Origin of the sequence: Pseudomonas putida (assembly GCF_002741075.1) — a bacterium.
Classification (GTDB): Bacteria; Pseudomonadota; Gammaproteobacteria; order Pseudomonadales; family Pseudomonadaceae; genus Aquipseudomonas; species Aquipseudomonas putida_T.
The window spans coordinates 4250494-4271889 of the sequence record NZ_CP016634.1 but is presented as its reverse complement, the minus strand read 5'-3'; the positions used below and the strand labels follow the sequence as shown (position 1 = coordinate 4271889).

At 61.3% G+C, this 21396-nt stretch carries 21 protein-coding genes and 1 tRNA gene; 12 read left to right on the top strand and 10 right to left on the bottom strand.

The genetic code is table 11. The annotated features are described in order from the left end of the window. Positions 1-50: 50 nt before the first annotated feature. The 9 genes from IEC33019_RS20000 (at position 51) to IEC33019_RS19960 (ending at position 9105) form a co-directional block, all read left to right on the top strand. A complete protein-coding gene (locus IEC33019_RS20000) occupies positions 51-671 on the top strand; it encodes an acyltransferase (protein ID WP_070093577.1) in 621 nt (206 codons plus the stop codon). Next, entirely contained in the window at positions 668-1624 is a 957-nt protein-coding gene (locus IEC33019_RS19995) for a glycosyltransferase family 2 protein (protein ID WP_070093578.1), read from the top strand. Before IEC33019_RS20000 ends, IEC33019_RS19995 begins: the two co-directional genes overlap by 4 nt. An 8-nt stretch (positions 1625-1632) precedes the next feature. Then, on the top strand, positions 1633-2142 hold the full coding sequence (locus tag IEC33019_RS19990; RefSeq protein WP_070093579.1) for a serine O-acetyltransferase: 510 nt from the start codon (positions 1633-1635) through the stop codon (positions 2140-2142). A gap of 4 nt (positions 2143-2146) precedes the next feature. Further along, positions 2147-3124, top strand: a complete 978-nt coding sequence (locus IEC33019_RS19985; RefSeq protein WP_070093580.1) for a glycosyltransferase family 2 protein — start codon at positions 2147-2149, stop codon at positions 3122-3124. Between the two features lie 7 nt (positions 3125-3131). Next, positions 3132-4100: a DUF535 family protein gene (locus IEC33019_RS19980; protein WP_070093638.1), complete on the top strand. Its 969-nt coding sequence runs from the start codon at positions 3132-3134 to the stop codon at positions 4098-4100. 30 nt (positions 4101-4130) lie between these two features. After that, positions 4131-5333 (top strand): glycosyltransferase family 4 protein, encoded by a 1203-nt coding sequence (locus tag IEC33019_RS19975; protein ID WP_070093581.1) that lies wholly within the window; start codon positions 4131-4133, stop codon positions 5331-5333. Then, positions 5330-6517, top strand: coding sequence for a glycosyltransferase family 2 protein (locus IEC33019_RS19970; protein WP_070093582.1), 1188 nt, complete (start codon positions 5330-5332; stop codon positions 6515-6517). The genes IEC33019_RS19975 and IEC33019_RS19970 overlap by 4 nt, the downstream gene beginning before the upstream one ends. Positions 6518-6522: 5 nt before the next feature. Beyond that, positions 6523-7260: a WecB/TagA/CpsF family glycosyltransferase gene (locus tag IEC33019_RS19965; RefSeq protein WP_099594207.1), complete on the top strand. Its 738-nt coding sequence runs from the start codon at positions 6523-6525 to the stop codon at positions 7258-7260. A 423-nt stretch (positions 7261-7683) separates the two neighbouring features. Continuing rightward, complete coding sequence (locus IEC33019_RS19960) at positions 7684-9105, top strand: undecaprenyl-phosphate glucose phosphotransferase (RefSeq protein ID WP_070093584.1); 1422 nt, start codon at positions 7684-7686, stop codon at positions 9103-9105. Here the strand turns inward: IEC33019_RS19960 and IEC33019_RS19955 are convergent. Then, positions 9102-10226 carry a hypothetical protein gene (locus IEC33019_RS19955; protein WP_070093585.1) on the bottom strand — a complete coding sequence of 375 codons (1125 nt, stop codon included), beginning with the start codon at positions 10224-10226 and terminating at the stop codon, positions 9102-9104. The genes IEC33019_RS19960 and IEC33019_RS19955 overlap by 4 nt on opposite strands. A 312-nt stretch (positions 10227-10538) precedes the next feature. Here IEC33019_RS19955 and ycaC point away from each other — a divergent pair, with 312 nt between their 5' ends. Beyond that, positions 10539-11159 carry an isochorismate family cysteine hydrolase YcaC gene (gene ycaC / locus IEC33019_RS19950; protein WP_043214892.1) on the top strand — a complete coding sequence of 207 codons (621 nt, stop codon included), beginning with the start codon at positions 10539-10541 and terminating at the stop codon, positions 11157-11159. 195 nt (positions 11160-11354) lie between these two features. Here ycaC and IEC33019_RS19945 read toward each other — a convergent pair whose 3' ends face one another. Then, entirely contained in the window at positions 11355-12221 is an 867-nt protein-coding gene (locus IEC33019_RS19945) for a LysR family transcriptional regulator (protein ID WP_070093586.1), read from the bottom strand. 100 nt (positions 12222-12321) lie between these two features. Here IEC33019_RS19945 and IEC33019_RS19940 point away from each other — a divergent pair, with 100 nt between their 5' ends. Beyond that, positions 12322-12735, top strand: a complete 414-nt coding sequence (locus IEC33019_RS19940; RefSeq protein ID WP_070093587.1) for a VOC family protein — start codon at positions 12322-12324, stop codon at positions 12733-12735. A 203-nt stretch (positions 12736-12938) separates the two neighbouring features. After that, entirely contained in the window at positions 12939-14243 is a 1305-nt protein-coding gene (locus IEC33019_RS19935) for a cation:dicarboxylate symporter family transporter (protein ID WP_070093588.1), read from the top strand. Between the two features lie 94 nt (positions 14244-14337). Here the strand turns inward: IEC33019_RS19935 and ychF are convergent, their stop codons facing one another. The 8 genes from ychF to IEC33019_RS19895 form a co-directional block, all read right to left on the bottom strand. Next, positions 14338-15438 (bottom strand): redox-regulated ATPase YchF, encoded by a 1101-nt coding sequence (gene ychF, locus IEC33019_RS19930; RefSeq protein ID WP_070093589.1) that lies wholly within the window; start codon positions 15436-15438, stop codon positions 14338-14340. Positions 15439-15460: 22 nt separating this feature from the next. Continuing rightward, positions 15461-16045: an aminoacyl-tRNA hydrolase gene (gene pth, locus IEC33019_RS19925; protein WP_043214910.1), complete on the bottom strand. Its 585-nt coding sequence runs from the start codon at positions 16043-16045 to the stop codon at positions 15461-15463. A gap of 79 nt (positions 16046-16124) precedes the next feature. Beyond that, positions 16125-16721 (bottom strand): 50S ribosomal protein L25/general stress protein Ctc, encoded by a 597-nt coding sequence (locus tag IEC33019_RS19920; RefSeq protein WP_070093590.1) that lies wholly within the window; start codon positions 16719-16721, stop codon positions 16125-16127. Positions 16722-16841: 120 nt separating this feature from the next. Then, entirely contained in the window at positions 16842-17783 is a 942-nt protein-coding gene (locus IEC33019_RS19915; RefSeq protein ID WP_043214915.1) for a ribose-phosphate pyrophosphokinase, read from the bottom strand. 47 nt (positions 17784-17830) lie between these two features. Next, a tRNA-Gln gene (locus IEC33019_RS19910) sits at positions 17831-17905 on the bottom strand. A 34-nt stretch (positions 17906-17939) separates the two neighbouring features. After that, a complete protein-coding gene (gene ispE / locus IEC33019_RS19905) occupies positions 17940-18785 on the bottom strand; it encodes a 4-(cytidine 5'-diphospho)-2-C-methyl-D-erythritol kinase (RefSeq protein WP_070093591.1) in 846 nt (281 codons plus the stop codon). 3 nt (positions 18786-18788) lie between these two features. Next, a complete protein-coding gene (lolB, locus tag IEC33019_RS19900) occupies positions 18789-19406 on the bottom strand; it encodes a lipoprotein insertase outer membrane protein LolB (RefSeq protein WP_070093592.1) in 618 nt (205 codons plus the stop codon). A gap of 3 nt (positions 19407-19409) precedes the next feature. Next, positions 19410-21137: a tetratricopeptide repeat protein gene (locus IEC33019_RS19895; RefSeq protein WP_070093593.1), complete on the bottom strand. Its 1728-nt coding sequence runs from the start codon at positions 21135-21137 to the stop codon at positions 19410-19412. Between the last annotated feature and the right edge of the window lie 259 nt (positions 21138-21396).

The window sequence follows — 21396 nt, the reverse complement described above, 5'->3', positions numbered from 1 at the left end:
CGCGTGGCCTGGGTTCGGTTCGATATCGATAGGTGTGTGAGGGCGACAGCATGATGGGATTGTTGAAGAAAATCGTGAGGCACTACGCCATGTCCACCGGACGTGGACGCGGGTTGTACAGGCGCCTGTGCCGACCGACCGCAATGGAGTGGGGCCAGTTCATGACACGTTGGGGACAGTTCTATTCCACCGGCAACAACGTCCATATAAACCCGGGGTGCAATATCACCGACCCTACCTTGGTGCGCCTGGGCAGCAATTGCGGGCTGTCCGATTGCACGCTGATCGGGCATGACGGCGTGGTGGACCTGATCGAGGCCGTCTACGGCAAGAAACTCGATTCGGTGGGTTTCATCGATGTCCGTGACAACAGCTGGGTCGCCCACGGAGCGATCGTCATGCCCCGGGTGACCATCGGGCCGAACTCCATCGTGGCCGCAGGGGCGGTGGTCACCAAGGACGTGCCACCGGGTACCGTCGTCGGTGGCAATCCGGCCAAGGTACTGTGCACGCTCGAAGACCTGATCAAGCGGGTCGAGGCGCGTTGCGAGGCCTACCCTTGGATCGACCTGATCAAAAATCGCGCAGATGTCTTCGATCCACAGCTGGAGCCGAAACTGGCCGCCATGCGCGCCGAGTACTTCTACGGGGCCGGGAGGCAGGAGACATGACTGAAAAGCTCGTCGATGTGCTGATCGTCAACTACAACACCGCAGGGCTGTTGCAGCCGATGTTCGATGCCCTGCGCCGTGGCGAGGGTGCGGATCTGGCGAGCTATCTGGTGGTCGACAACGCCTCGGTCGATGATTCCCTGGAGCGCCTGGCGGCGGTCTGTCCTGAGGCGCTGCTGTTGGCCAATCCGAAGAACGTCGGTTTCGGCCGCGCCAACAACCAACTGGTCGAGCACCTGAGGGGCAAGTACGCCTTGCTGCTCAACACCGACGCCTTCGTCGCGGACGACACGTTGGCGCGCACGGTCGAGTACATGGAGGCGCACCCGGAGTGCGGCGTGCTCGGCGTGCGTCTGGTGGGGCGTGAGGGAGACTTGCAGCCCAGCTGCCGGTACTTTCCGACGCCGCTGAACATGTTTGCCGCGCGCACGGGGCTGGAGCACTTCTTCCCCGGGCTGCAGACCATCGATGAGATGAACTGGGACCACGACTCGGTGCGTGAATGCGACTGGCTGCCGGGGTGCTTCTACCTGGTGCGGCGTGAGGTCATCGAACAGGTCGGCCTGTTCGACCCGCGCTACTTCCTCTATTACGAGGAGGTGGACCACTGCAAACGGGTCAAACAGGCCGGCTGGAAAGTCGTGTACTACCCCTACACCACGGTGGTGCATATCGGCGGTGAGAGTTCCAAGTCGGTCACCGAGCTCGAAGCGGCCAGCCGGCAGATCTCGGTGATGCAGATCGAAAGCGAGCTGCTGTACTTTCGCAAGCACCATGGCGTGCCCGGACTTGCGCTGCACATGCTGCTGGTGAGCCTCGGTGACACCTTGCTGGCGCTCAAGGCATTGCTCAAACGTCGCGGCTGGGGGGCCGTCAAAGCCAGCTGGAAGCATGCCCGGGCAACCTGGGCGTTGCTCTTCGACACTCGCTTTGCCAGTCAGCCAACGCGCTAGGGGGCCGTATGTTCGAAAACGTTCGCGCGGACCTGCGGGCCCATGGAGGCGATTGGGCGGCCCAGGGCTTCTGGGTGATGCTGGTCTACCGTTTCGGACGCTGGCGCTACGGGGTGCGGCCGGCGTTGCTGCGCAAGCTGCTGTCGTTCGTCTACAAGGTGCTGTTCAAGCTGGTGCAGATCCTCACCGGCATCGAGCTGCCCTGCGAGGTGGAGCTGGGGCGCAACTTCGTCATCGACCATTTTGGCGGCATCGTGGTCAGCGGCTATGCCCGCTTCGGTGACGACTGCCGCATCCGCAATGGCGTGGTGGTGGGTTTGAAGAACGTGCAGGAGCCCATCGCGCCGGTGTTCGGCAACAATGTCGATATCGGCACCGGCGCCAAGGTGCTGGGCAATATCCGCATCGGCAACAACGTGATCATTGGGGCCAACGCGGTGGTGTTGACCGATGTGCCCGACGATTCGCTGGCTGTCGGCGTGCCCGCGATCATCAAACCCCGACGCAGTGGCGGGTAAGCCCATGATGACTGGCATCGGTGTGGTGGTGATCGGCCGCAACGAGGGCGCGCGGCTGGAGCGCTGCCTGGATTCGTTGGCCGGTTTGGCCGATCAGGTGGTGTACGTCGACTCAGGCTCCACCGACGGCTCGGTGCAGATGGCCCAGGCGCGAGGCGTCGAGGTGCTGGCCCTGGACATGACACAGCCCTTCACCGCCGCACGGGCGCGCAACGAAGGCTTCACCCGGTTGCATCGCTTGATGCCTAAGGTGCGCTACGTGCAGTTCGTCGATGGCGATTGCGAGGTGGTGGCCGGCTGGCTGCCTGCAGCCCGCGCCTTCCTCGAGCAGCATCTGGACGTCGCGGTGGTCTGTGGACGGCGCCGCGAGCGATTCCCCAAACGCTCGATCTACAACCAGCTGTGTGACCTTGAATGGGACACCCCGGTCGGCCTGGCCAAGGCCTGTGGCGGCGATGCGCTCATGCGCGCCGATGCCTTCATCCAGGCGGCCGGTTACCGCGCCGACCTGATCGCCGGGGAAGAACCTGAGCTGTGCGTGCGCCTGCGTGCCCAGGGCTGGAAGATTTGGCGCCTGGACGCCGAAATGACCCTGCACGACGCCGCCATGACCCGCTTCAGCCAGTGGTGGCGGCGCAGCCTGCGCGGTGGCTACGCCTTTGCCGAAGGCGCTTTTCTGCATGGCGCTGCACCGGAGCGCCATTGGCTGCGCGAGTCACGCCGGGCCTGGGTATGGGGACTGGCAATTCCCTTGGCGACCTTGCTGGCCTGTGTGCAGTTCGGTTGGGGCGGGCTTTTGTTGTTGCTGGTCTATCCGCTGCAGGTGGTGCGGCTGATGCGCCGGGGGCGAGGGTCGTTGCAGCAGAACGGGTTGCAGGCGGGATTTTTGGTATTGGGCAAATTTCCCGAGATGTGTGGGCAGGTGAAGTTCTTGCTGAAAAGGTTCGGTGTCGGAAAATCCGTGTTGATCGAATACAAGTGAGATGCCCATGACATATCGGTCACTGGTCAAAAGCGTATTCACCCTGCACCCCGGTTATTCGCTGCGGGCGCTGCACAACAAGCTTCGCCTGGTGCAGCACATGGCGCGTGAATGGTCTGGCCTCAATGCCTTCCAGCGGCGCCTGTCGCTTGCCTTGGGCGACCGTGGCCGGGAGCGGCTGGGCATCGATTGCATCGGCCTGGTCCAGTGGCCCTACATCAGCAAGGAGTGGCCGGCGTCGACGCGCTTCGATGCGCTGGCCTCGCACTACGAAGTGGTCAGCAGCCGGTGCCCGAGCCTGCTGCTGCTCGGACGCGAAGAGCGCCTGCTGCTCGATGACCTGTCGCGCTATTCGCCGGCATGCACCTTGGTGCTGGATCGCGCGTTCTGGTTCATGCGCGAAGGGGAGCTGGTGCTGAACCTGTTCCAGCACGATCTGCGGGTGGCGTCACTGGCCTTCAGCCTGGGCCTGGAGGAGGGCGAGCTGTGCGTGTTCATCGGCGCAGTGCAGGGCATTCACAAAGGCATCGACAGCGAAACGTCGCTGTCAATCTACCGGACATTGACCAAGGATTTCGAAGGGCTGCGGCCCCGCAGCCTGTTGATCGAGGTGCTCCGCCACCTGGCCACGCGGCTTGGCGTCGCGCGGCTGTACGCCGTGGGGGATGGCTACCGGCATCACCGCCATGCCTACTTCGGCGCGGAAAAAGCCCAGGAGCTGGCGACCAATTATGACGTCATCTGGCAGGAGCATGGCGCGTTGCCTTCGCAGCGTCAGGACTTCTACGCCATGCCGATCGACGAGGTCCGGCGCAGCCTGGACGATATTGCGCCCAAGAAGCGCGCCATGTACCGCCGGCGTCATGAACTGCTGGACGATGTGTTCGCCCAGGTTGACGCCACGTTGCGCTTGCAGGGTAAACAATCGGTGCGCTTGAAGGAGGCAGGCTACCCTGAGTCAGGAGTGCACCCATAATCAATCGAACACGCATTCAGCCGGGTCCCTATGCGCATTACGTATTTCGTCAATCAGTACCCGAAGGTCAGCCATAGCTTCATTCGCCGTGAAATCCTGGCGCTGGAGCGTCAGGGCTTCACCATCCAGCGCATGGCCTTGCGGGGTTGGGATGCGCAGTTGCTGGATGCCGACGACGTGGCCGAGCGGGATCAGACCCAGTACGTCCTGCAGGGTGGCCTGAAAGGCCTGATCAAACCCTTGCTGCAGGTGCTGCGGGCCGATCCTCGACGGTTTTTCAGCGCGCTCTGGCTGGCCCTGCGCCTGGGCCGGCGCGCCGACCGGCCTTTGCCGTATCACTTGGTCTACCTGGCCGAAGCCTGTTGGGTGCTGCAGGGGTTGCGGGCATTCGGCAGCGAGCATGTGCACGCACACTTTGGCACCAACTCCACCGAAGTGGTGATGCTGGCCAACGCCCTCGGCGGGCCGGCGTACAGCTTTACGGTGCACGGCCCCGAAGAGTTCGACAAACCTCAGTTTCTCCACTTGGGCGAGAAGGTCCGGCGCGCGGCGTTCGTCGCGGCGATCAGCTCCTATGGGCGCAGCCAGTTGTTCCGCTGGGTGGCCCATGGGCACTGGGCCAAGGTGAAGGTGGTGCATTGCGGTCTTGAGCGGATGTTCCATGAGGTGCCGGCGGTGCCGGCCGCCGCTGTGCCGAGGCTGGTGTGCGTGGGGCGGCTGTGTGAGCAGAAAGGGCAGTTGCTGTTGCTCGAGGCGGCGCGGCGCCTGGCCGAACGCGGCGTGGCCTTCGAGCTGGTGCTGGCGGGCGATGGCGAGATGCGCGCGGACATCGAGACGCTGATCGCCCGGTACGGCCTGCACGCTCAGGTGCGCATCACCGGCTGGATCAGCAGCGCCCAGGTGCGTGCCGAGATCCTGGCGGCACGTGCGTTGGTATTGCCGAGTTTCGCTGAGGGTTTGCCGGTGGTGATCATGGAGGCCATGGCGTTGCGTCGACCTGTTTTGACGACCTATGTGGCGGGCATTCCCGAGCTGGTCCGCCAGGGTGAGAACGGCTGGTTGTTCTGCGCCGGGGCCGTGGAGGAGCTGGCGCAGGCCATGGCCGATTGCCTGGAGCAACCGGTGGAGGTGCTTCAGCGCATGGGCGACGCGGCGTACGCGCGGGTGCTGGAGCGCCATGACATCGACACCGAGGCCGGCAAACTGGCCGCACTGTTCAGGGCGCCGGCATGACGTGGCTCGTGGCGGGCGTACTGGGCGCGCTGGCGTTGCTCGTGCTGTTGCCGACGCTGGTGTTGTTCGTCGAGGTGGTGATGGCGTGCCTGCCCGCGCGCATGCCGCCAGCGGCGCGGGTGCCGCGCCCGCGGTTGGCAGTACTGGTGCCGGCCCACGATGAGGCCTTGATCATCACCGCGACGCTGGACAGCATCCGCGCGCAGCTGTGCGAGGGTGATCGGCTGCTGGTGGTGGCGGACAACTGCACCGATGACACCGCAGCGCTTGCGCGGGCAGCCGGTGCCGAGGTGGTCGAGCGCTTCGATGCACAGGCGCGGGGCAAGGGCTATGCGCTGGACTTCGGGGTGCGCTACCTGGGTTTCGATCCACCACCGGTGATCATCGTGGTGGATGCCGATTGCCAACTGGGCGAAGGCGCGCTCACACGCCTTGCCACCTGCTGCATCGACAGCGGGCGCCCGGTGCAGGCGTTGTACCTGATGCAAGCGCCTGCCGGCGCAGGGCTCAAGACCCGGGTGGCCGAGTTCGCCTGGCGGGTGAAGAACCTGGTGCGCCCGCGCGGCTCGGCGCGTCTTGGCCTGCCCTGTCAGTTGATGGGCGCCGGCATGGCCTTCACCTGGCGTGACCTGGCCTCGCTGGAGCTTGCCAGTGGGCATTTGGTGGAGGACGTGAAGATGGGCCTGGACCTGTGCCGCATCGGCAAGGCGCCGCTGTTCTGTCCCGATGCCTTGGTCACCAGTTGGTTTCCCGTCAGTGACGAAGGCCTGGGCGCGCAACGCCGGCGCTGGGAGCATGGGCATCTGGGCGTTCTGCTCAAGGATGCGCCACGGTTGCTGATCGAAAGCCTCGTTCGTCGCGACGGGGCGCTGCTGGCGCTCGCGCTGGACTTGATGGTGCCACCACTGGCCTTGTTGGTGCTGGCCTTGACCGGGGTCTTCTGCCTTTCGTGGCTGGCCTGGTTGCTGCTGGACGTCAGTGCGGCGTTCTGGTTGGCGAGCGGCGCGCTGGGGCTGCTGGGCATTGCCATCTTGCTGGCCTGGTATCGGTTCTGCCGAGGGTTGATCGCGTTTTCGGTGTTGCTCTACGCGCCCCTCTATGCGGCAAAGAAGATCCCCATCTACTTGGGGTTCCTGGTCAAGCGCCAGGTGGACTGGGTGCGTTCGAAACGGGATGACAGCTGATGCCTATCTCGATCTGGCAGGGCCACTGGAAAACCATCGTCGACAAGCTGCAGGTGGTGGAGGACGCAGAGCACGAGCAGCGTTTGCTGGCGCAGCTGTCCACACCCGGAGCGCAGCGGGTGCTGGGCTTCGTCAATGCCCATGCCATGAACCTGGTGACCCGAGACAGCGCTTATCACCAGGCGCTGACCTCGGCGGACGTGCTGCTGCGCGATGGCTCGGGCATGGCGATTCTGCTGCGTCGGCTGGGCTTGACGCCGGGGTTGAACATGAATGGCACCGATTTCATTCCCAAGTTACTGTCCGCCTTCAAAGGGCGGCGAGTGGCGTTCTGGGGCACCGAAGCGCCTTTTCTGGACAACGCGGCGCGCAGCAGCGAAGCGCGGTTCGGGGTTCAGGTGATGTCGGTTCATCATGGCTTCGATGAGGTTGATACCTACCTGGCCTTGGCGCATCGGCAGCGACCGGAGCTGATCGTGCTGGGCATGGGCATGCCCAAGCAGGAGGCGGTCGCTGCCCGGTTGGCGCAAAGCGGCGTGCCCTGTGTGGTGGTGTGCGGCGGGGCGATCCTGGACTTTCTCGGCAATAAGGTGACGCGTGCACCGGGGTGGATGCGGCGCCTGGGCTGCGAATGGTTGTTCCGACTGGTGCGCGAGCCCAGGCGGCTGTTCAGCCGGTATGTGGTCGGCAATCCGTTGTTCCTCTGGCGTACGCTCAGCTATGCGCGGCTCCATAGTCACTGACAGGTCGCTACCTGCGCGGTGTCTGCTTCGCAAACCCGCTCCCACACGACCTGCGCCGAACCTGTGGAGTGAGTAAACACCCTCTTGCAAGCGGGTTTGCCCGCGAAGGGCGTGACACATATCTGAAGCGACCCCAAAGGGTGCAAATCCCCCGGCGTCATTCCAAAGTACTGCTACAGTGATATCAAACGCACCCTGTGTCGGGGATCCTCGGCAAACGGGTCGCACTATCGCCCCTGGGAAGCGGTCCACGCATTGGCGTGTGCCTCAGGTGATCGATAGTCACGGGGACGATCTTCCTACGTCATTGACCAGGCGGCACTCGCCGAGTGCGCGTCGGGTCTTTGTCTTTTCAGGATGAATGCGGTTGTTCTTGGCTTGGTAGGAAAGCGTGTGGTTTCTCGGCATCAGTGAGGACGAACAATGGTTTTCGAACCCAGAAGTAACCGTTCCCTACTCCAGCGCAGACGCAGCATCAGCAACGCCATCCAGGCCGGGCTCGACGGCATCGCGGTGACCGGGGTCGCCTGGTACCTGATCTACCTGCATGTCGGCTACATCACCCCCGATTACGTCATCATGCTGCTGTTGCTGATCGGCGCCTTGGCGGTGGTCTACGACCATTACGCCATCTACCGCAGCAACGTGGGCCTGTCGATCAAAGCGTTCAAGCTGTTCAAGGCGTGGACGGTGACGTTCTGTTTCCTCGTGGCCATGGCCTTTCTCACCAAGCAGAGCGAGCAGTATTCGCGGTTGCTGGTGGGCGAGCTGTTCGTCATTGGCTATTTCATCCAGTTGCTGCTGCATTTTCTGGTACGCGAAATCCAGGTGAAGTTCCTGACGCTGCCCTACAGCCAGGAGAACGCTTTGATCATCGGTTCCGGTGAATTGGCGACCTTCCTTCACAAGAAGATCAGCAACAACCCCTGGCTTGGCGAGAAGATCGTCGGCTGCGTGCACATCGGCGAGACGGACGTAAAAGTGGGGGAGCAGGAAGGCGAGGGCGGCCCGGTGATCCTGGGCGATATCTCCCACCTGGATGACATCGTGGTGCGCCATGGCATCAAGACCGTCTACCTGGTCACGCCGCTGGAGGGCTCGCAGCTGATCCGCGATGTCTACCTGCGGCTGCTGGACAAGTGCGTCTCGGTCAATTGGATTCCCGACATCTTCTCATTGCGGCTGATCAACCACAGCGTGCGTGAAATTGCCGGTATTCCGGTGCTCACCCTTTCCGAAACACCACTCACCGGCACCAGCCTGTTCCTCAAGAACCTCGAGGACAAACTCCTGGCCGCGTTGATTTTGCTGTGCGCCGCGCCGGTACTGCTGATCGTCGCGCTGGCCATCAAGCTCGACAGCCCGGGGCCGGTGTTCTTCCGCCAGGAGCGCATGGGCTGGAGCGGTGAGACCTTCCGCATCTGGAAGTTCAGGAGCATGTTCGTGCATCAGCCCGAAGCCGGTGTGCTCCAACAGGCGCAGAAGAACGACCCGCGCATGACCCGGGTCGGCGCGTTCATTCGCCGTACCAGCCTCGATGAACTGCCGCAGCTGTTCAACGTGCTGATGGGCGAGATGTCTCTGGTGGGGCCGCGCCCGCATGCCATCCAGCACGACACCCAGTATTCCCGGGACATCGCCGACTACTTTGCGCGCAACAACATCAAGCCTGGCATGACGGGGCTGGCGCAGGTGCGCGGTTACCGGGGGGAGACCAAGGACCTCGGGCAGATGATCCAGCGGGTCGACTCGGACATCGAGTACATCAACAACTGGTCGGTGTGGCTGGACTTCATCATTCTCGTGCGCACGCTTTCGGCGTTCACCGGCAAGCAGGCGTACTAGCGAGTCAGGCGTGTCTGGATCATCGGCATCGGATTCAGGTGCGCGTAGCGGCTGCGCAAGGTCTCCATCAGCGACGGGCTCGGTTCCCGGGTGCAATGCAGGTACACCTTGGATAACCCGCCAAAACCCATTTCCCGGTAGCGGCTGGCGATCTCTTCGTCACTCGGCCCCTCGGGCAGGCCCAGGTGCAGGGTCAGTCGGCCATCCTCCACCGCGAACAGTGGCGTGCTCCACAGGAACCATTCCGAGCCGCTGCGGGGGAGCCTCACAAAGAAGTGGGCATGGTTGCCCAAGGTATCCACATCGCCGCCACGGCGTCTTTTCCACTCCAGCAGCCCATCGTCGGGTCGGGCCAGGCAACAGCCGATGTCGTAATAGTCGAAGCCGTTGTCCAGTGCCCACTCCAAGGCCATGAAGGTGGTGATCGAGTTGACCTCGCGCAGCTGCTTGGCATCGGTGAAAACCGACTCCGGGTAGCCGAAGCGGATGGTGCTCCAGTAGCGCTTGCCGGCGCGGGTGATGACGCAGCCCAGGTGACAGGCCACCACTTCATCGTCGCGCAGAATCAGGTCCAGCCGCCCGGCGGATTTGGCGAGCCTGAAGACTTCGGCGGTGGAAATCTGCGAGGCGGATTCCCCGTGGCGCGCTTTGGCATAGGGTTGCAGCATTGCCGTGTCGGCGTGGGCGATCTCTTCGTCGGTCACGGCCGGGCGCATGTGATAGCGCGGCCGATGCTTGCGCAGGCTGCGCCGCAGCTCGCTGTTGTAGGTGGCGACGATGCTGTCCAGAGAGCGGCCCAGTGGGACCACGGCGCTCAGAAAGTGCGGCACCTGCAAGGCACCGGGCACCGGCATCTCGCTGGCCAGGACCACGGCATCGCTGGTCGAGCTGGCTGGGGTGGTGGCACCCATCAGCAGCTTGGCCAGGTCCCGGTGGGCTTTGCGGCCCAGGTAGACCACCTCATGGCTGCTCTGCTGGCCGGGCTTGAAGCGGCTGCGCTCCCATCGCCACAGGCAGGCGCGGCTGAGCAGGTCTTTGAACCGGGCCGACGCGGCCCTGATTTCGAAGCGGGTCGACGGCGAAATGCACTGCCTGGCCAGTAAGGCGAGCTGTTCTTTCATCGCGGTGCTGGCGCTCCTTCAGGGGGCATGAGCCTGTCTAGAACGAGTAAAGATGTGAAATAGCCAGCTCGCAAGGCGGGGCGTCAGTGTTCACCTGATGGAACGCAGGGGTTCGATTTTGGCATCTACCGGCTCGAACCAACGTTATGCCCGTTGTGTTTCACAGGGGGCGCCGACTGCCGAATCCAGCCGACTGACGGTCGCTTGGCGTGGCCGGTATTGCCTACGCTGATAGTCCCGCACAGCAATTGTGGGCAGGCGACAACTGGATTGCGTACGTCTAATAATTCCACCGAAGAAAGGAGCATCGCCATGGCTTTCCAATACAAGCGTCTGGACAAGAATGACGCCGCTGTCTTGCTGGTTGACCACCAGACGGGTCTGCTCTCCCTGGTGCGTGATATCGAACCGGACCGCTTCAAGAACAACGTGCTGGCCCTCTCGGACCTGGCCAAATACTTCAAGCTGCCGACCATCCTCACCACCAGCTTCGAGAACGGCCCTAACGGCCCGCTGGTACCCGAACTCAAGGCGCAGTTCCCGGATGCGCCGTATATCGCCCGTCCCGGCAATATCAACGCCTGGGACAACGAGGATTTCGTCAAGGCGGTGAAGGCCACTGGCAAGAAGCAACTGATCATCGCCGGCGTGGTGACCGAGGTGTGCGTGGCCTTCCCAGCGCTGTCGGCTCTGGAAGAAGGCTTCGATGTGTTCGTGGTCACCGATGCCTCCGGCACCTTCAACGAATTGACCCGTGATTCGGCATGGCGCCGAATGGAAGCGGCCGGTGCGCAACTGATGACCTGGTTCGGCGTGGCCTGCGAGCTGCACCGCGATTGGCGCAACGACATCGAAGGTTTGGGCACGCTGTTCTCCAACCACATCCCGGACTACCGCAACCTGATGACCAGCTTCAGCACACTGACGAAGTAGTCCGGCGCAGGGGCCTCGTCTGAGCGTACTCCCGCGCTCCGTGGACCCGCGATGCCCGGGTACGGGCGGATGTGGTGAGCAGCTCGAGCAGGAGTCTTAGGACACAACAAACCCCTTGAGGCGAGGAGGCCGCGAGGGGTTGTTTGGGGAGGTCTGGGAGCTGCAGGGCTCGGTATCCGTTTCATCGAGGGCGGATCATGAGGTCGTGCGCTTGAGTATTTCTTTTATGGCGCCCAGCGCCTTGGGCCTTCGCGGGGTGGATTTATAAAGTAAAACGAGTTGGCGTATGTAGTCATCGGAATCTGAGACGGGCGTGGCGAATACTTCCCCACTTTTCAAACCTGCCCATGAGGGAACGAGCGATACGCCCATCCCTTTCTCTACCATGATGTAAATGGCATCAAGTGCATCGAGGTTACACAGGAGTTCAGGGCTCAGATCGTGGTCATGCAAGTACTGCAGGGCTATCTGCCCGCCCCAGGCATTTGAATCGTAGCGAATCAAATGGTGGGTGAGGAGGGTCTTTTTTATATTGATCGGTTCAATGGGTTCCTTTGTCAACAGCATCAAGGGTTCATGTCGCAGTGTTTGCATTTTAATGGACTTCGGTACGGAAAACGGGGGGCAGACCATGAGCCCAGCATCGAGTTCGCCCGATACCACCTGCTCATACAGTGTGCGCGAATCGCCAGGTGTGATTCTTAGTTTCAGCTGAGGTGCCGTTATCGTTAATTGGTGCATTAACTCTGGCAGTAAGCCTGTCAATGCGGTTGAAATAGCCCCTAAGTTGAAATCACCTGTGAGTCCACTCCTGTCGAGTCCATCCCTGAGTTCGGTGGCGCTCTGAATCAAGTTGCGCATTTTCGGCAAGAGTGCCAAGCATTGCTCTGAGGGCTCAACCGAATGGGATCCACGGTTCAATAGTTCACAGCTGAGCGATTTCTCGAGTGCTTGGATACGCTGGCTGACGGCAGGTGCAGTAAGGTTTTCTCTGCGGGCGGCTGCCGCGATGGAGCCTGTCTCAATAACCGCGATCAAGCTTTCGAGAAATCGAATGTCCAAAACAATTCCTTTCGGTCAGAGATGGAAAATCACGCTCCAGAACACGAGAAAGGATAGGGTAGGCTGCACGAAATTCCCATGTAAACAAGAGGGCGTTTCCGTGACTGCATTTTTCCATGCCTCCTACCATGTAACAAATCTTGAAGAGTCTCGTAAGTTTTACGGCGAGGTGCTGGGCTGTAAAGAAGGCCGCGCCAGCGAGACGTACATCGATTACGACTTATTCGGTCATCAAATTTCCCTTCACCTAGGTACGCCATTTCCGACTACGCGCACCGGCAAGGTCGGCGAGCACATGGTGCTGATGCCGCACATCGGCCTGGTGCTTCAGTTGGATGACTGGATGGCGATGGCTGAGCGCCTACAAGCCCATGGGGTGAAGTTCGATATTCCTCCCGTTGTGCGCTTTCCTGGTCAGCCGGGTGAGCAGCGGACAATGTTCTTCCTCGATCCAAGCGGCAACCCAATCGAGATAAAAGGTTTCAAAGACTTTAAAGGGGTCTTTGCTGCTTGAGGGCATGCTTTGATCAAGCCGACCCCTTGTTTTGATAGAAGTTAATGGTCAAATGATTCTGGTGTGAAAGTCTTTCAATGCCAGGGTCCACACGCGTTGCCTAGATCATGAGCATCAACGCCTGCCAGATAAGAGCAGATGCTTAAGTGTGCGCGACGTTTGCCAGCCAGTTGACAGTCCAAATTATAATAACGGGAGGACATATGGCTAAGACGAGTTTGGTTACAAAAATCATCGTGGGCTTGGTACTGGGCATTCTAGTGGGTGCCCTGTTGAATATTTATCCAGATTACAAGGTATGGGTGAGTAGTCAGGTTCTGCAGCCGGCTGGTGATATTTTCATCAAGATGATGAAAATGATCGTGGCGCCTCTGGTCTTTGCCTGCATGGTCAGTGCCGTTGCCGGTAATGGCGACAGCAAGGCGATAGGGCGGGTGGGTGTCAAAACGATGTTCTATTTCTTCGTCGTCACGGGTATCGCCATTGTTTGTGGTTTGATCATAGGTAATGTGGCCCAGCCGGGTACCGGCGCAAACTTGAGCACCCTTTCGGCTGCCCAATCACTGACGCTGCCATCTTCCTCGGAGGGCGGCGATTTCGGGAATGTGATGCTTGCTATCATTCCGGATAACATCGTGAACGCAATGGCGCAGGGTAACTTGCTGCCCATCTTGTTCTTTTCGATCATGTTCGGTTTTGGTGTGAATGCGCTTGATGCGGATAAGAAGCGCCCGCTGATCGCTGTGTTCAACGCCATTTCTGGGGCGATGTTCAAAGTCACGCACATTGTCATGCACTATTCGCCGATCGGCATCTTCGGCCTCATTGGCGTGACGGTGTCTAACTTTGGGCTTTCTGCGCTGTTGCCGTTGGGTAAATTGATTCTTGTCACTTACGCCGCTGTCCTGTTGTTCGGACTGGTCGTGCTGGGCGGGATAGCAAAAGCCGTCGGCATTAACATCTTCGACCTGATCAAGTTCATCAAGGATGAATTGATTCTGGCGTTCAGTACCGCCACCTCGGCTACCGTGATGCCACAGCTTATCGAGAAGGTTGAGGCTTACGGCGCCCCGAGGTCCATTGCTACGTTGGTGATTCCTACCGGGTACTCATTCAACCTGGATGGCGCATCGCTCTTCGTGGGCATTGGTACGCTTTTCATCGCCCAACTGTATGAGATCCCCTTGAGCCTTGCTGACCAAGCGGTGCTGGTGCTCATCATGGTGCTGACGTCCAAAGGCGCGGCGGGTGTACCGGGAGCGATGTTCGTCATCCTCACCGCGACGCTGACCAGTGCCGGGCTTCCCGTGGAGGGCATCGCTTTCATCGCCGGTGTGTACCGCCTCATGGACATGCCGATCACCGCATTGAATGTGCTGGGCAACGCCTTGGCTCCCTTGGTGATCGCCAAGTGGGAAAACCAATTTCGAATAGCGCCTACCGAGCAGCCTGGTGCCGTTACGAGTGAGCGCCCTGCGAGCGCCTTGGCAAGCGAAGGGGGTGTTTGAATCGGACGCCCGCGGACAATAAAAAACCCCTTGAATCGGCTGGATTCAAGGGGTTTTGATGTCCATCAGGATCTGGTGCGATCTCGATTCCCGATTAGACGTTAAAGCGGAAGTGCATCACGTCACCGTCCTTGACGATGTAGTCCTTGCCTTCCAGACGCCATTTGCCGGCTTCCTTGGCGCCGCCTTCACCCTTGTACTGGATGAAGTCGTCATAGGCCACGACTTCGGCGCGGATGAAGCCTTTCTCGAAGTCGGTGTGAATCACGGCGGCGGCTTGTGGCGCAGTGGCACCTACGCGAACGGTCCAGGCGCGGACTTCTTTCACACCAGCGGTGAAGTAGGTCTGCAGGTTGAGCAGGGCGTAACCGGCGCGGATCACGCGGTTCAGGCCAGGCTCTTCCAAGCCCAGGGCCTCGAGGAACATGTCCTTCTCTTCGCCTTCTTCCAGTTCGGCGATCTCGGCTTCGATCTTGTTGCACACCGGCACCACGACGGCGCCTTCTTCTTCGGCGATGGCCTTGACCACGTCCAGGTGCGGGTTGTTTTCGAAGCCGTCCTCGGCAACGTTGGCGATGTACATCACCGGCTTGCTGGTCAGCAGGTGGAAGCCGCGAATCACGGCCTTCTCCTCGACGCTCATGTTCTTCATCAGGCTGCGCGCAGGCTTGCCATCGGTGAAGTGGGCGATGAGCTTCTCCAGAAGGGCCTTCTGGGCCAGGGCTTCCTTGTCGCCGCCCTTGGCGTTGCGCGCGACCTTCTGCAGTTGCTTCTCGCAGCTGTCCAGGTCGGCGAAGATCAGTTCCAGGTCGATGATCTCGATGTCACGCTTGGGGTCGACACTGTTGGAGACGTGGATGACGTTCTCGTCTTCGAAGCAGCGCACCACGTGGGCGATGGCGTCGGTCTCGCGGATGTTGGCGAGGAACTTGTTGCCCAGGCCTTCGCCCTTCGAGGCGCCGGCGACGAGACCTGCGATGTCGACGAACTCCATGGTGGTGGGCAGTACGCGCTCAGGCTTGACGATTTCGGCCAAGGCGTCGAGGCGTGCATCGGGCATCGGCACGATGCCGCTGTTCGGCTCGATGGTGCAGAAGGGGAAGTTCTCCGCCGCGATACCGGACTTGGTCAGGGCGTTGAACAGGGTGGACTTGCCGACGTTGGGCAGGCCGACGATGCCGCAATTGAAACCCATGGGAATTCCCCTCTCTAGGAAATCAGGCCTTCTGGCTGTGCAGTTCGCGCATCGCCTTGGCGAAATCGCCAGCGAGCACGTCGGGCATCACGCCGAGGGCAAAATCGATGCTGGCGTCGAGCTTCTCCTGCTCGGCACGCGGTGCGCGGCCCAGGACGAAGTTGGAAACCAGTTTGGCGTCACCCGGGTGGCCGATGCCAAGCCGCAGGCGATGGAAGTCGTTCTGGTTGCCGAGCTGCGCGATGATGTCGCGCAGGCCGTTGTGCCCACCATGGCCGCCGCCTTTCTTGAGCTTGGCGACGCCCGGGGGCAGGTCGAGTTCGTCATGCGCCACCAGGATGGCCGCCGGCGGGATCCGGAAGAAATTGGCCAATGCCGCCACGGACTGGCCGCTGCGGTTCATGTAGGTGGTGGGAATGAGCAGACGAACGTCTTGGCCCTGATGGCTGAATTTAGCCGTCAGGCCGAAATATTTGCGGTCAGCGGTCAGCGATACACGCTGGGCGCTGGCGAGGCGTTCAACGAAAAGAGCCCCTGCGTTATGCCGGGTCTGTTCGTATTCGGGGCCGGGGTTACCCAGGCCGACGATCAACTGGATGGCGGTCACGTCAGGGGCTCTTCCTTGGAGTTGGTGGGTTACGGTGCGCGCGGCACTGTAACCCGATCAACGCCGGCGTGCGAGTGGATTACTCGGCAGCGCCTTCAGCAGCGTCAGCGGCTACGCGCGGGGCGTGGACGTTGGCAACAGCTTTGTCATCACCGTGGGCCAGAGCGACGAACTCTACGCCTTTCGGAGCTTTGAGGTCCGACAGGTGAATGATGGTGCCGATTTCAGCCTTGGCCAGGTCGACTTCGATGAACTCAGGCAGGTCCTTGGCTTCGCAGGAAACTTCGATCTCGGCTTCGACGTGGGAGATCTCGCCGCCTTTCTTGACCGGGGCTTCTTCGTTGATGAAGTGAACCGGTACCTTGGCGGTCAGCTTCTGGCCAGCAACGACGCGAACGAAGTCGGCGTGCATGATGAAGCCTTTGGCTGGGTGACGCTGCAGGGCCTTGACGACAACGTTCTGCTTGGCGCCGTCGACGTTCAGTTCCAGAACGTGGCTGAAGGCAGCTTCGTTTTCGAACAGCTTGGCGATTTCCTTGGCGACGATGGTCAGCGACTGGGCGTCCTGGTTACCACCGTAGACAACGGCTGGGATGCTGGCGGAGTGACGCAGGCGGCGGCTCGCACCTTTCCCCAGGTCAGTACGCGCTTGGGCGTTCAGGGTGAAGTTGGTCATTTTGCTTCTCCAAAATAGCCTCCCGAATGGCGTTTGCGACCAGCGCCATTGGGATTGGCAAAAAAGCCCCGCCCCGACAAGATGCCGGGGCGGGGCGCTTTTCGTCAGCGAGCGTTCCGCTTAGCGGAACATCGCGCTGATCGATTCTTCGTTGCTGATACGGCGAACCGCTTCAGCGACAACCGGTGCGATATCCAACTGGCGGATACGGTCACAGGCTTGAGCAGCGGCGGACAGCGGGATGGTATTGGTAACCACCAGCTCGTCCAGCACGGACTTCTCGATGTTCTCGATCGCACGGCCCGACAGTACCGGGTGCGTGCAGTAGGCGTAGACCTTGGCAGCGCCGTGGTCCTTCAGGGCCTTGGCAGCGTTGCACAGGGTGCCAGCGGTGTCGACCATGTCGTCTACCAGGATGCAGGTGCGTCCTTCGACGTCGCCGATGATGTGCATCACTTCGGAGTGATTGGCCTTCTCGCGGCGCTTGTCGATGATACCCAGGTCGACACCCAGGGACTTGGCGACGGCACGTGCGCGCACGACACCACCGATGTCCGGGGAGACGATCATCAGGTTCTCGAAACGCTGGTCTTCGATGTCGTCGACCAGTACGGGCGAGCCGTAGATGTTGTCGACGGGAATATCGAAGAAGCCCTGGATCTGGTCAGCGTGCAGGTCGACGGTGAGAACACGGTCGATACCCACGACAGTGAGCATGTCAGCGACGACTTTGGCGCTGATGGCTACACGTGCCGAACGCGGACGGCGGTCCTGGCGGGCGTATCCGAAGTAAGGAATCACGGCAGTGATTCGTGACGCTGAGGAGCGGCGGAAGGCGTCGGCCATCACTACCAGTTCCATCAGATTGTCGTTGGTAGGGGCACAGGTTGGCTGAATGATGAAAACGTCCTTACCACGAACATTTTCATTGATTTCAGCACTGATTTCACCGTCGGAGAATTTACCGACAGAAACATCACCCAGTGGAATATGCAGCTGACGTACGACACGCCGAGCCAGATCGGGGTTGGCATTCCCCGTGAAGACCATCATCTTGGACACGCGCAGTACCTGAAGGCTGAGGGTAACCTGGATGAGTATAAGGAAAATGGCAGGGGCGGCTGGATTCGAACCAACGCATGGCAGGATCAAAACCTGCTGCCTTACCGCTTGGCGACGCCCCTGTATCTGTTGCTGCGAGTACCGAATACTCGACTTCTAGAGCAGGCTCTGCAGCTTGCGATGCAACATCGAAATGTTGCTTCCCTTTGCCACAAACCCTGTTTGGGTCTCTGAAAGAAGGGCCAGAACTTTATCAGCTTCGGCTTTGCTTGGGAAGGCCCCAAACACACAACTTCCAGTGCCGGTTAGACGAGCTTCAGTGTATTTACCCAGCATATTCAGCGCATTGCGAACTTCTGGATAACTTTGCTCTACCACCGGTTGGCAGTCATTTCGACTGTTTCCCTCGGGAACGGGGCGCATCTTAAGGGGGAGGGAATCACGTGTCAACTCTGGATGCGAAAAAATTTCCGCTGTGCTGACAGACACTTGCGGCACCAGCACGACGTACCAGGGCTCTTCAGGGTCCACCGGGATCAATTGCTCACCCACGCCTTGCGCGAAGGCGGCGTGGCCTCGGACGAACACCGGCACATCGGCGCCGAGCCCCAGGCCCAGGTCGGCCAGACGGTCTTCGTCCCAGCCCAGTTGCCACAGGTGGTTGAGTGCCAGCAAGGTGGTCGCGGCGTTGGAGCTGCCGCCGCCGATACCGCCGCCCATGGGCAGGATCTTGTCCAGCCAGATGTCGACGCCGAGCGAGCAACCGGATTTTTGCTGTAGCTGGCGGGCGGCGCGCACGATCAGGTTGCTGTCGTGGGGCACGCCAGCGATCTCGGTGCGCAGGTGGATCTGACCATCTTCACGCAGGCTGTAGCGCAGCTCATCGGCATGGTCGAGAAACTGGAATACGGTTTCCAGCTCGTGGTAACCGTCGGGGCGGCGACCGATGATGTGCAGCCACAGGTTGAGCTTGGCCGGGGCGGGAAGCGTGAGCATGGTCATCGATCAATGCCCCAGCTGGCGTGGCTGCCAGTCCTTGACCACCAGGGTGACGTCCAGGTCCTGGCCGTGCAGCTTAAGGCGCTCGGGCAGCCAGTAGCCGTTCTGTTGGGTGTAGCTCAGGTACTGCACCTGCCAGCCGTCTTGGGTCAGGCTGGCCAGGCGGCTGTCGCCGTCCAGCGTCAGCTGGCTCTTGCTGTCGGGGGCGGGCAGGCCGCGGACCCACCAGACCAGGTGCGACACCGGCAGTTCCCAGCCCAGTTGTTCTTCGAGCAGTGCCTCGGGGCTCGGTGCCTCGTAGCGGCCCTGGTTGGCCACCTCCAGCACCACGCCACCGGGGCGCCCGGTCAGGCGTGCCGCCCCGCGACCCAGGGGGCCGGCCAGGCGGATGTCGTAGTAGTCCTGGCGCTGCAGCCAGAACAAGGTGCCACTGCCGGAGTCACGTGGGGCGCGAATGCCGACCTTGCCGTTGATCTGCCAGCCGTCGAGGGTGCTCAACTGCTCTTTATGGGCGCGCCACAACTGCGGGTCGCCGTGGCCTTGCAAGGACTCGCGGCTACCGAAACCGGCGCAGCCGGCGAGCAGGGCGATCAGGGTGAAGGTGATGCAATGACGCAGGAACATGGTTTACAGGGTCTCTGATCCGGTCAGGCGCAGGAGGGTCTTGCGCAGGATTTGGCTGTCGGGCTGGCCTTCGAAGGCTTTGGCCCAGACCTGGCGGGCTTCGCGGCGTTTGCCGTTGGCCCAGAGGACTTCGCCCAGGTGGGCAGCCACTTCATGGTCGGGGAAGCGTTCCAGGGCCTGGCGCAGCAGGCGTTCGGCTTCGTCGAGGTTGCCCATGCGGTAATTGACCCAGCCCAGGCTGTCGAGTACGGCTGGGTCGTCCGGGGTGAGCTGGTGGGCTTTCTCGATCAGCGCCTTGGCTTCGGCGTAGCGGGTGGTGCGGTCGGCCAGGGTATAGCCGAGCGCGTTCAGGGCCATGGCGTTTTCCGGCTCGCGTTGGATGATGGCGCGCAGGTCTTTTTCCATTTGCCCCAGATCATCGCGCTTTTCGGCCAGCATGGCGCGGGTATAAAGCAGGTTGAGGTCGTCCGGGTAGCGCTTGATCGCCTGGGCCAGGATTTGTTCGGCCTGGGCCTCCTTGCCGTTGTTGCCGTAGCTTTCCGCTTCGATCAGGTACAGCTGGATGGCGTAATCCGGCTGGGCCTCGCGGGCTTCGCCGAGCAGGCGCGACGCTTCGCTGGCTCGGCCGTTGGCGATGAGGATGTCGGCCTGGCGCAGTTGCGCAGGCAGGTAATCGGGGCCAGGGCCAACCAGGGCGTATTCGCGTAGGGCAGCCACGGGGTCGCCGCGTTCTTCGCGTAGACGGCCGAGGTTCAGGTGGGCGGCGTCGACATTGCTGTCACGCTCGACCAGTTCCTGAAGGTATCCCTCGGCCTCGTCCCAGTTCTTGGTTTCCAGGCAGACCAGGGCGAGTGAGTAGCGCAGTTCGTCATCTTCGGGGTATTGCTGGAGCAGGCTTTCGAACTCGGCCTTGGCGTCGGCCATGCGGTCTTGCTCGACCAAGGTGCGGGCGTAGGTCAGGCGCAGGCGCTTGTCATCCGGGTTGTCACGAATCGCGCCGCGCAGCAGCGGCAGGGCCTCCGAGCCACGGTCCAGTGCCTGCAACAGGCGGGCCCGCAGCAGTACCGGGGCGACTTCGCCGTTTTGCGGTGGGTGCGATTCGAGCAGCTCGAGGGCTTGCTCGGTCTTGCCATCCTGGTTCAGCAGCAGTGCTTTGCCGAACACCAACTGGCCGTTGTCCGGGTACTTGACCAGCAGGCGGTCGAAGCTCTGCAGCAGGCCGTCGCGGGTGTTCTGGTCGGTTTCGGCTGCGGACAGGGCGAGGAAGTCGAAATGGGTATCGCCCTGGCCCTGCAGGACTTTCTCCATGTAGGCCATGGATTCGTCGTAGCGCCCGGCGCGGGCCAGTTGAATGGCGGCGGCGCGTTGGGCGTCGAGGTTTTGAGCATCATTGCGTGCCCAGATCAGTGCGGTATCCAGCGCAGGCTCGTCGGCACCGAGGTATTCGGCGATGCGGTAGGCGCGTTCGGAAACGGCTGGGTCCTGGGTCTTCTCGGCTTGGTCGACATAATTGGCCAAGGCGATGTCGAAGCGGTTGCGTTGCCCGGCCAGTTCCGCCACCAGCAGGCTATAGAGTGTTTCTTCCTTGAACGAGCCGTACACAACGGGCTTTTCCGGCGCGCCTTTGCCAGCCTCGGCAACGGGCGACCCGGCCTCGTTCTTCTGCGGGGCCAGGCTTTGGCAGCCCTGTAGCAGGGCGAGGGCAAGCAGCAATGCGTAGGACTTGTTCATAAAGAAGGCTTTGGATACCGGCGGTCGGAGCATGATGACACAAGCGCGATGGCAAACCCACCAGCGAAGGTCGTGGTTGCAAGGTTTCGGATTGTTCGGACCATTCTATGAGCGCGTTGTTCTGAACGGTCGAAATCAATAGCCTGAGATCCCGATCCCGATCCCGATCCCGATCCCGATCCCGATCCCGATCCCGATCCCGATCTGCTTTGCTTTTTAATTGCACAAATAGTCAAGGCACCTCCACTCGGCCTCCTGA

Bases quoted from the DNA above. Each gene is read 5' to 3' on its own strand.
- IEC33019_RS19920 (WP_070093590.1), bottom strand. From the start codon at position 16,721: ATGACCAACTTCACCCTGAACGCCCAAGCGCGTACTGACCTGGGGAAA.
- IEC33019_RS19935 (WP_070093588.1), top strand. From the start codon at position 12,939: ATGGCTAAGACGAGTTTGGTTACAAAAATCATCGTGGGCTTGGTACTG.
- lolB (WP_070093592.1), bottom strand. From the start codon at position 19,406: ATGTTCCTGCGTCATTGCATCACCTTCACCCTGATCGCCCTGCTCGCC.
- IEC33019_RS19985 (WP_070093580.1), top strand. From the start codon at position 2,147: ATGATGACTGGCATCGGTGTGGTGGTGATCGGCCGCAACGAGGGCGCG.
- IEC33019_RS19995 (WP_070093578.1), top strand. From the start codon at position 668: ATGACTGAAAAGCTCGTCGATGTGCTGATCGTCAACTACAACACCGCA.
- IEC33019_RS19955 (WP_070093585.1), bottom strand. From the start codon at position 10,226: ATGAAAGAACAGCTCGCCTTACTGGCCAGGCAGTGCATTTCGCCGTCG.
- IEC33019_RS19975 (WP_070093581.1), top strand. From the start codon at position 4,131: ATGCGCATTACGTATTTCGTCAATCAGTACCCGAAGGTCAGCCATAGC.
- IEC33019_RS19970 (WP_070093582.1), top strand. From the start codon at position 5,330: ATGACGTGGCTCGTGGCGGGCGTACTGGGCGCGCTGGCGTTGCTCGTG.
- IEC33019_RS19960 (WP_070093584.1), top strand. From the start codon at position 7,684: ATGGTTTTCGAACCCAGAAGTAACCGTTCCCTACTCCAGCGCAGACGC.
- IEC33019_RS20000 (WP_070093577.1), top strand. From the start codon at position 51: ATGATGGGATTGTTGAAGAAAATCGTGAGGCACTACGCCATGTCCACC.
- IEC33019_RS19990 (WP_070093579.1), top strand. From the start codon at position 1,633: ATGTTCGAAAACGTTCGCGCGGACCTGCGGGCCCATGGAGGCGATTGG.
- ycaC (WP_043214892.1), top strand. From the start codon at position 10,539: ATGGCTTTCCAATACAAGCGTCTGGACAAGAATGACGCCGCTGTCTTG.
- ispE (WP_070093591.1), bottom strand. From the start codon at position 18,785: ATGACCATGCTCACGCTTCCCGCCCCGGCCAAGCTCAACCTGTGGCTG.
- IEC33019_RS19895 (WP_070093593.1), bottom strand. From the start codon at position 21,137: ATGAACAAGTCCTACGCATTGCTGCTTGCCCTCGCCCTGCTACAGGGC.
- IEC33019_RS19980 (WP_070093638.1), top strand. From the start codon at position 3,132: ATGACATATCGGTCACTGGTCAAAAGCGTATTCACCCTGCACCCCGGT.
- ychF (WP_070093589.1), bottom strand. From the start codon at position 15,438: ATGGGTTTCAATTGCGGCATCGTCGGCCTGCCCAACGTCGGCAAGTCC.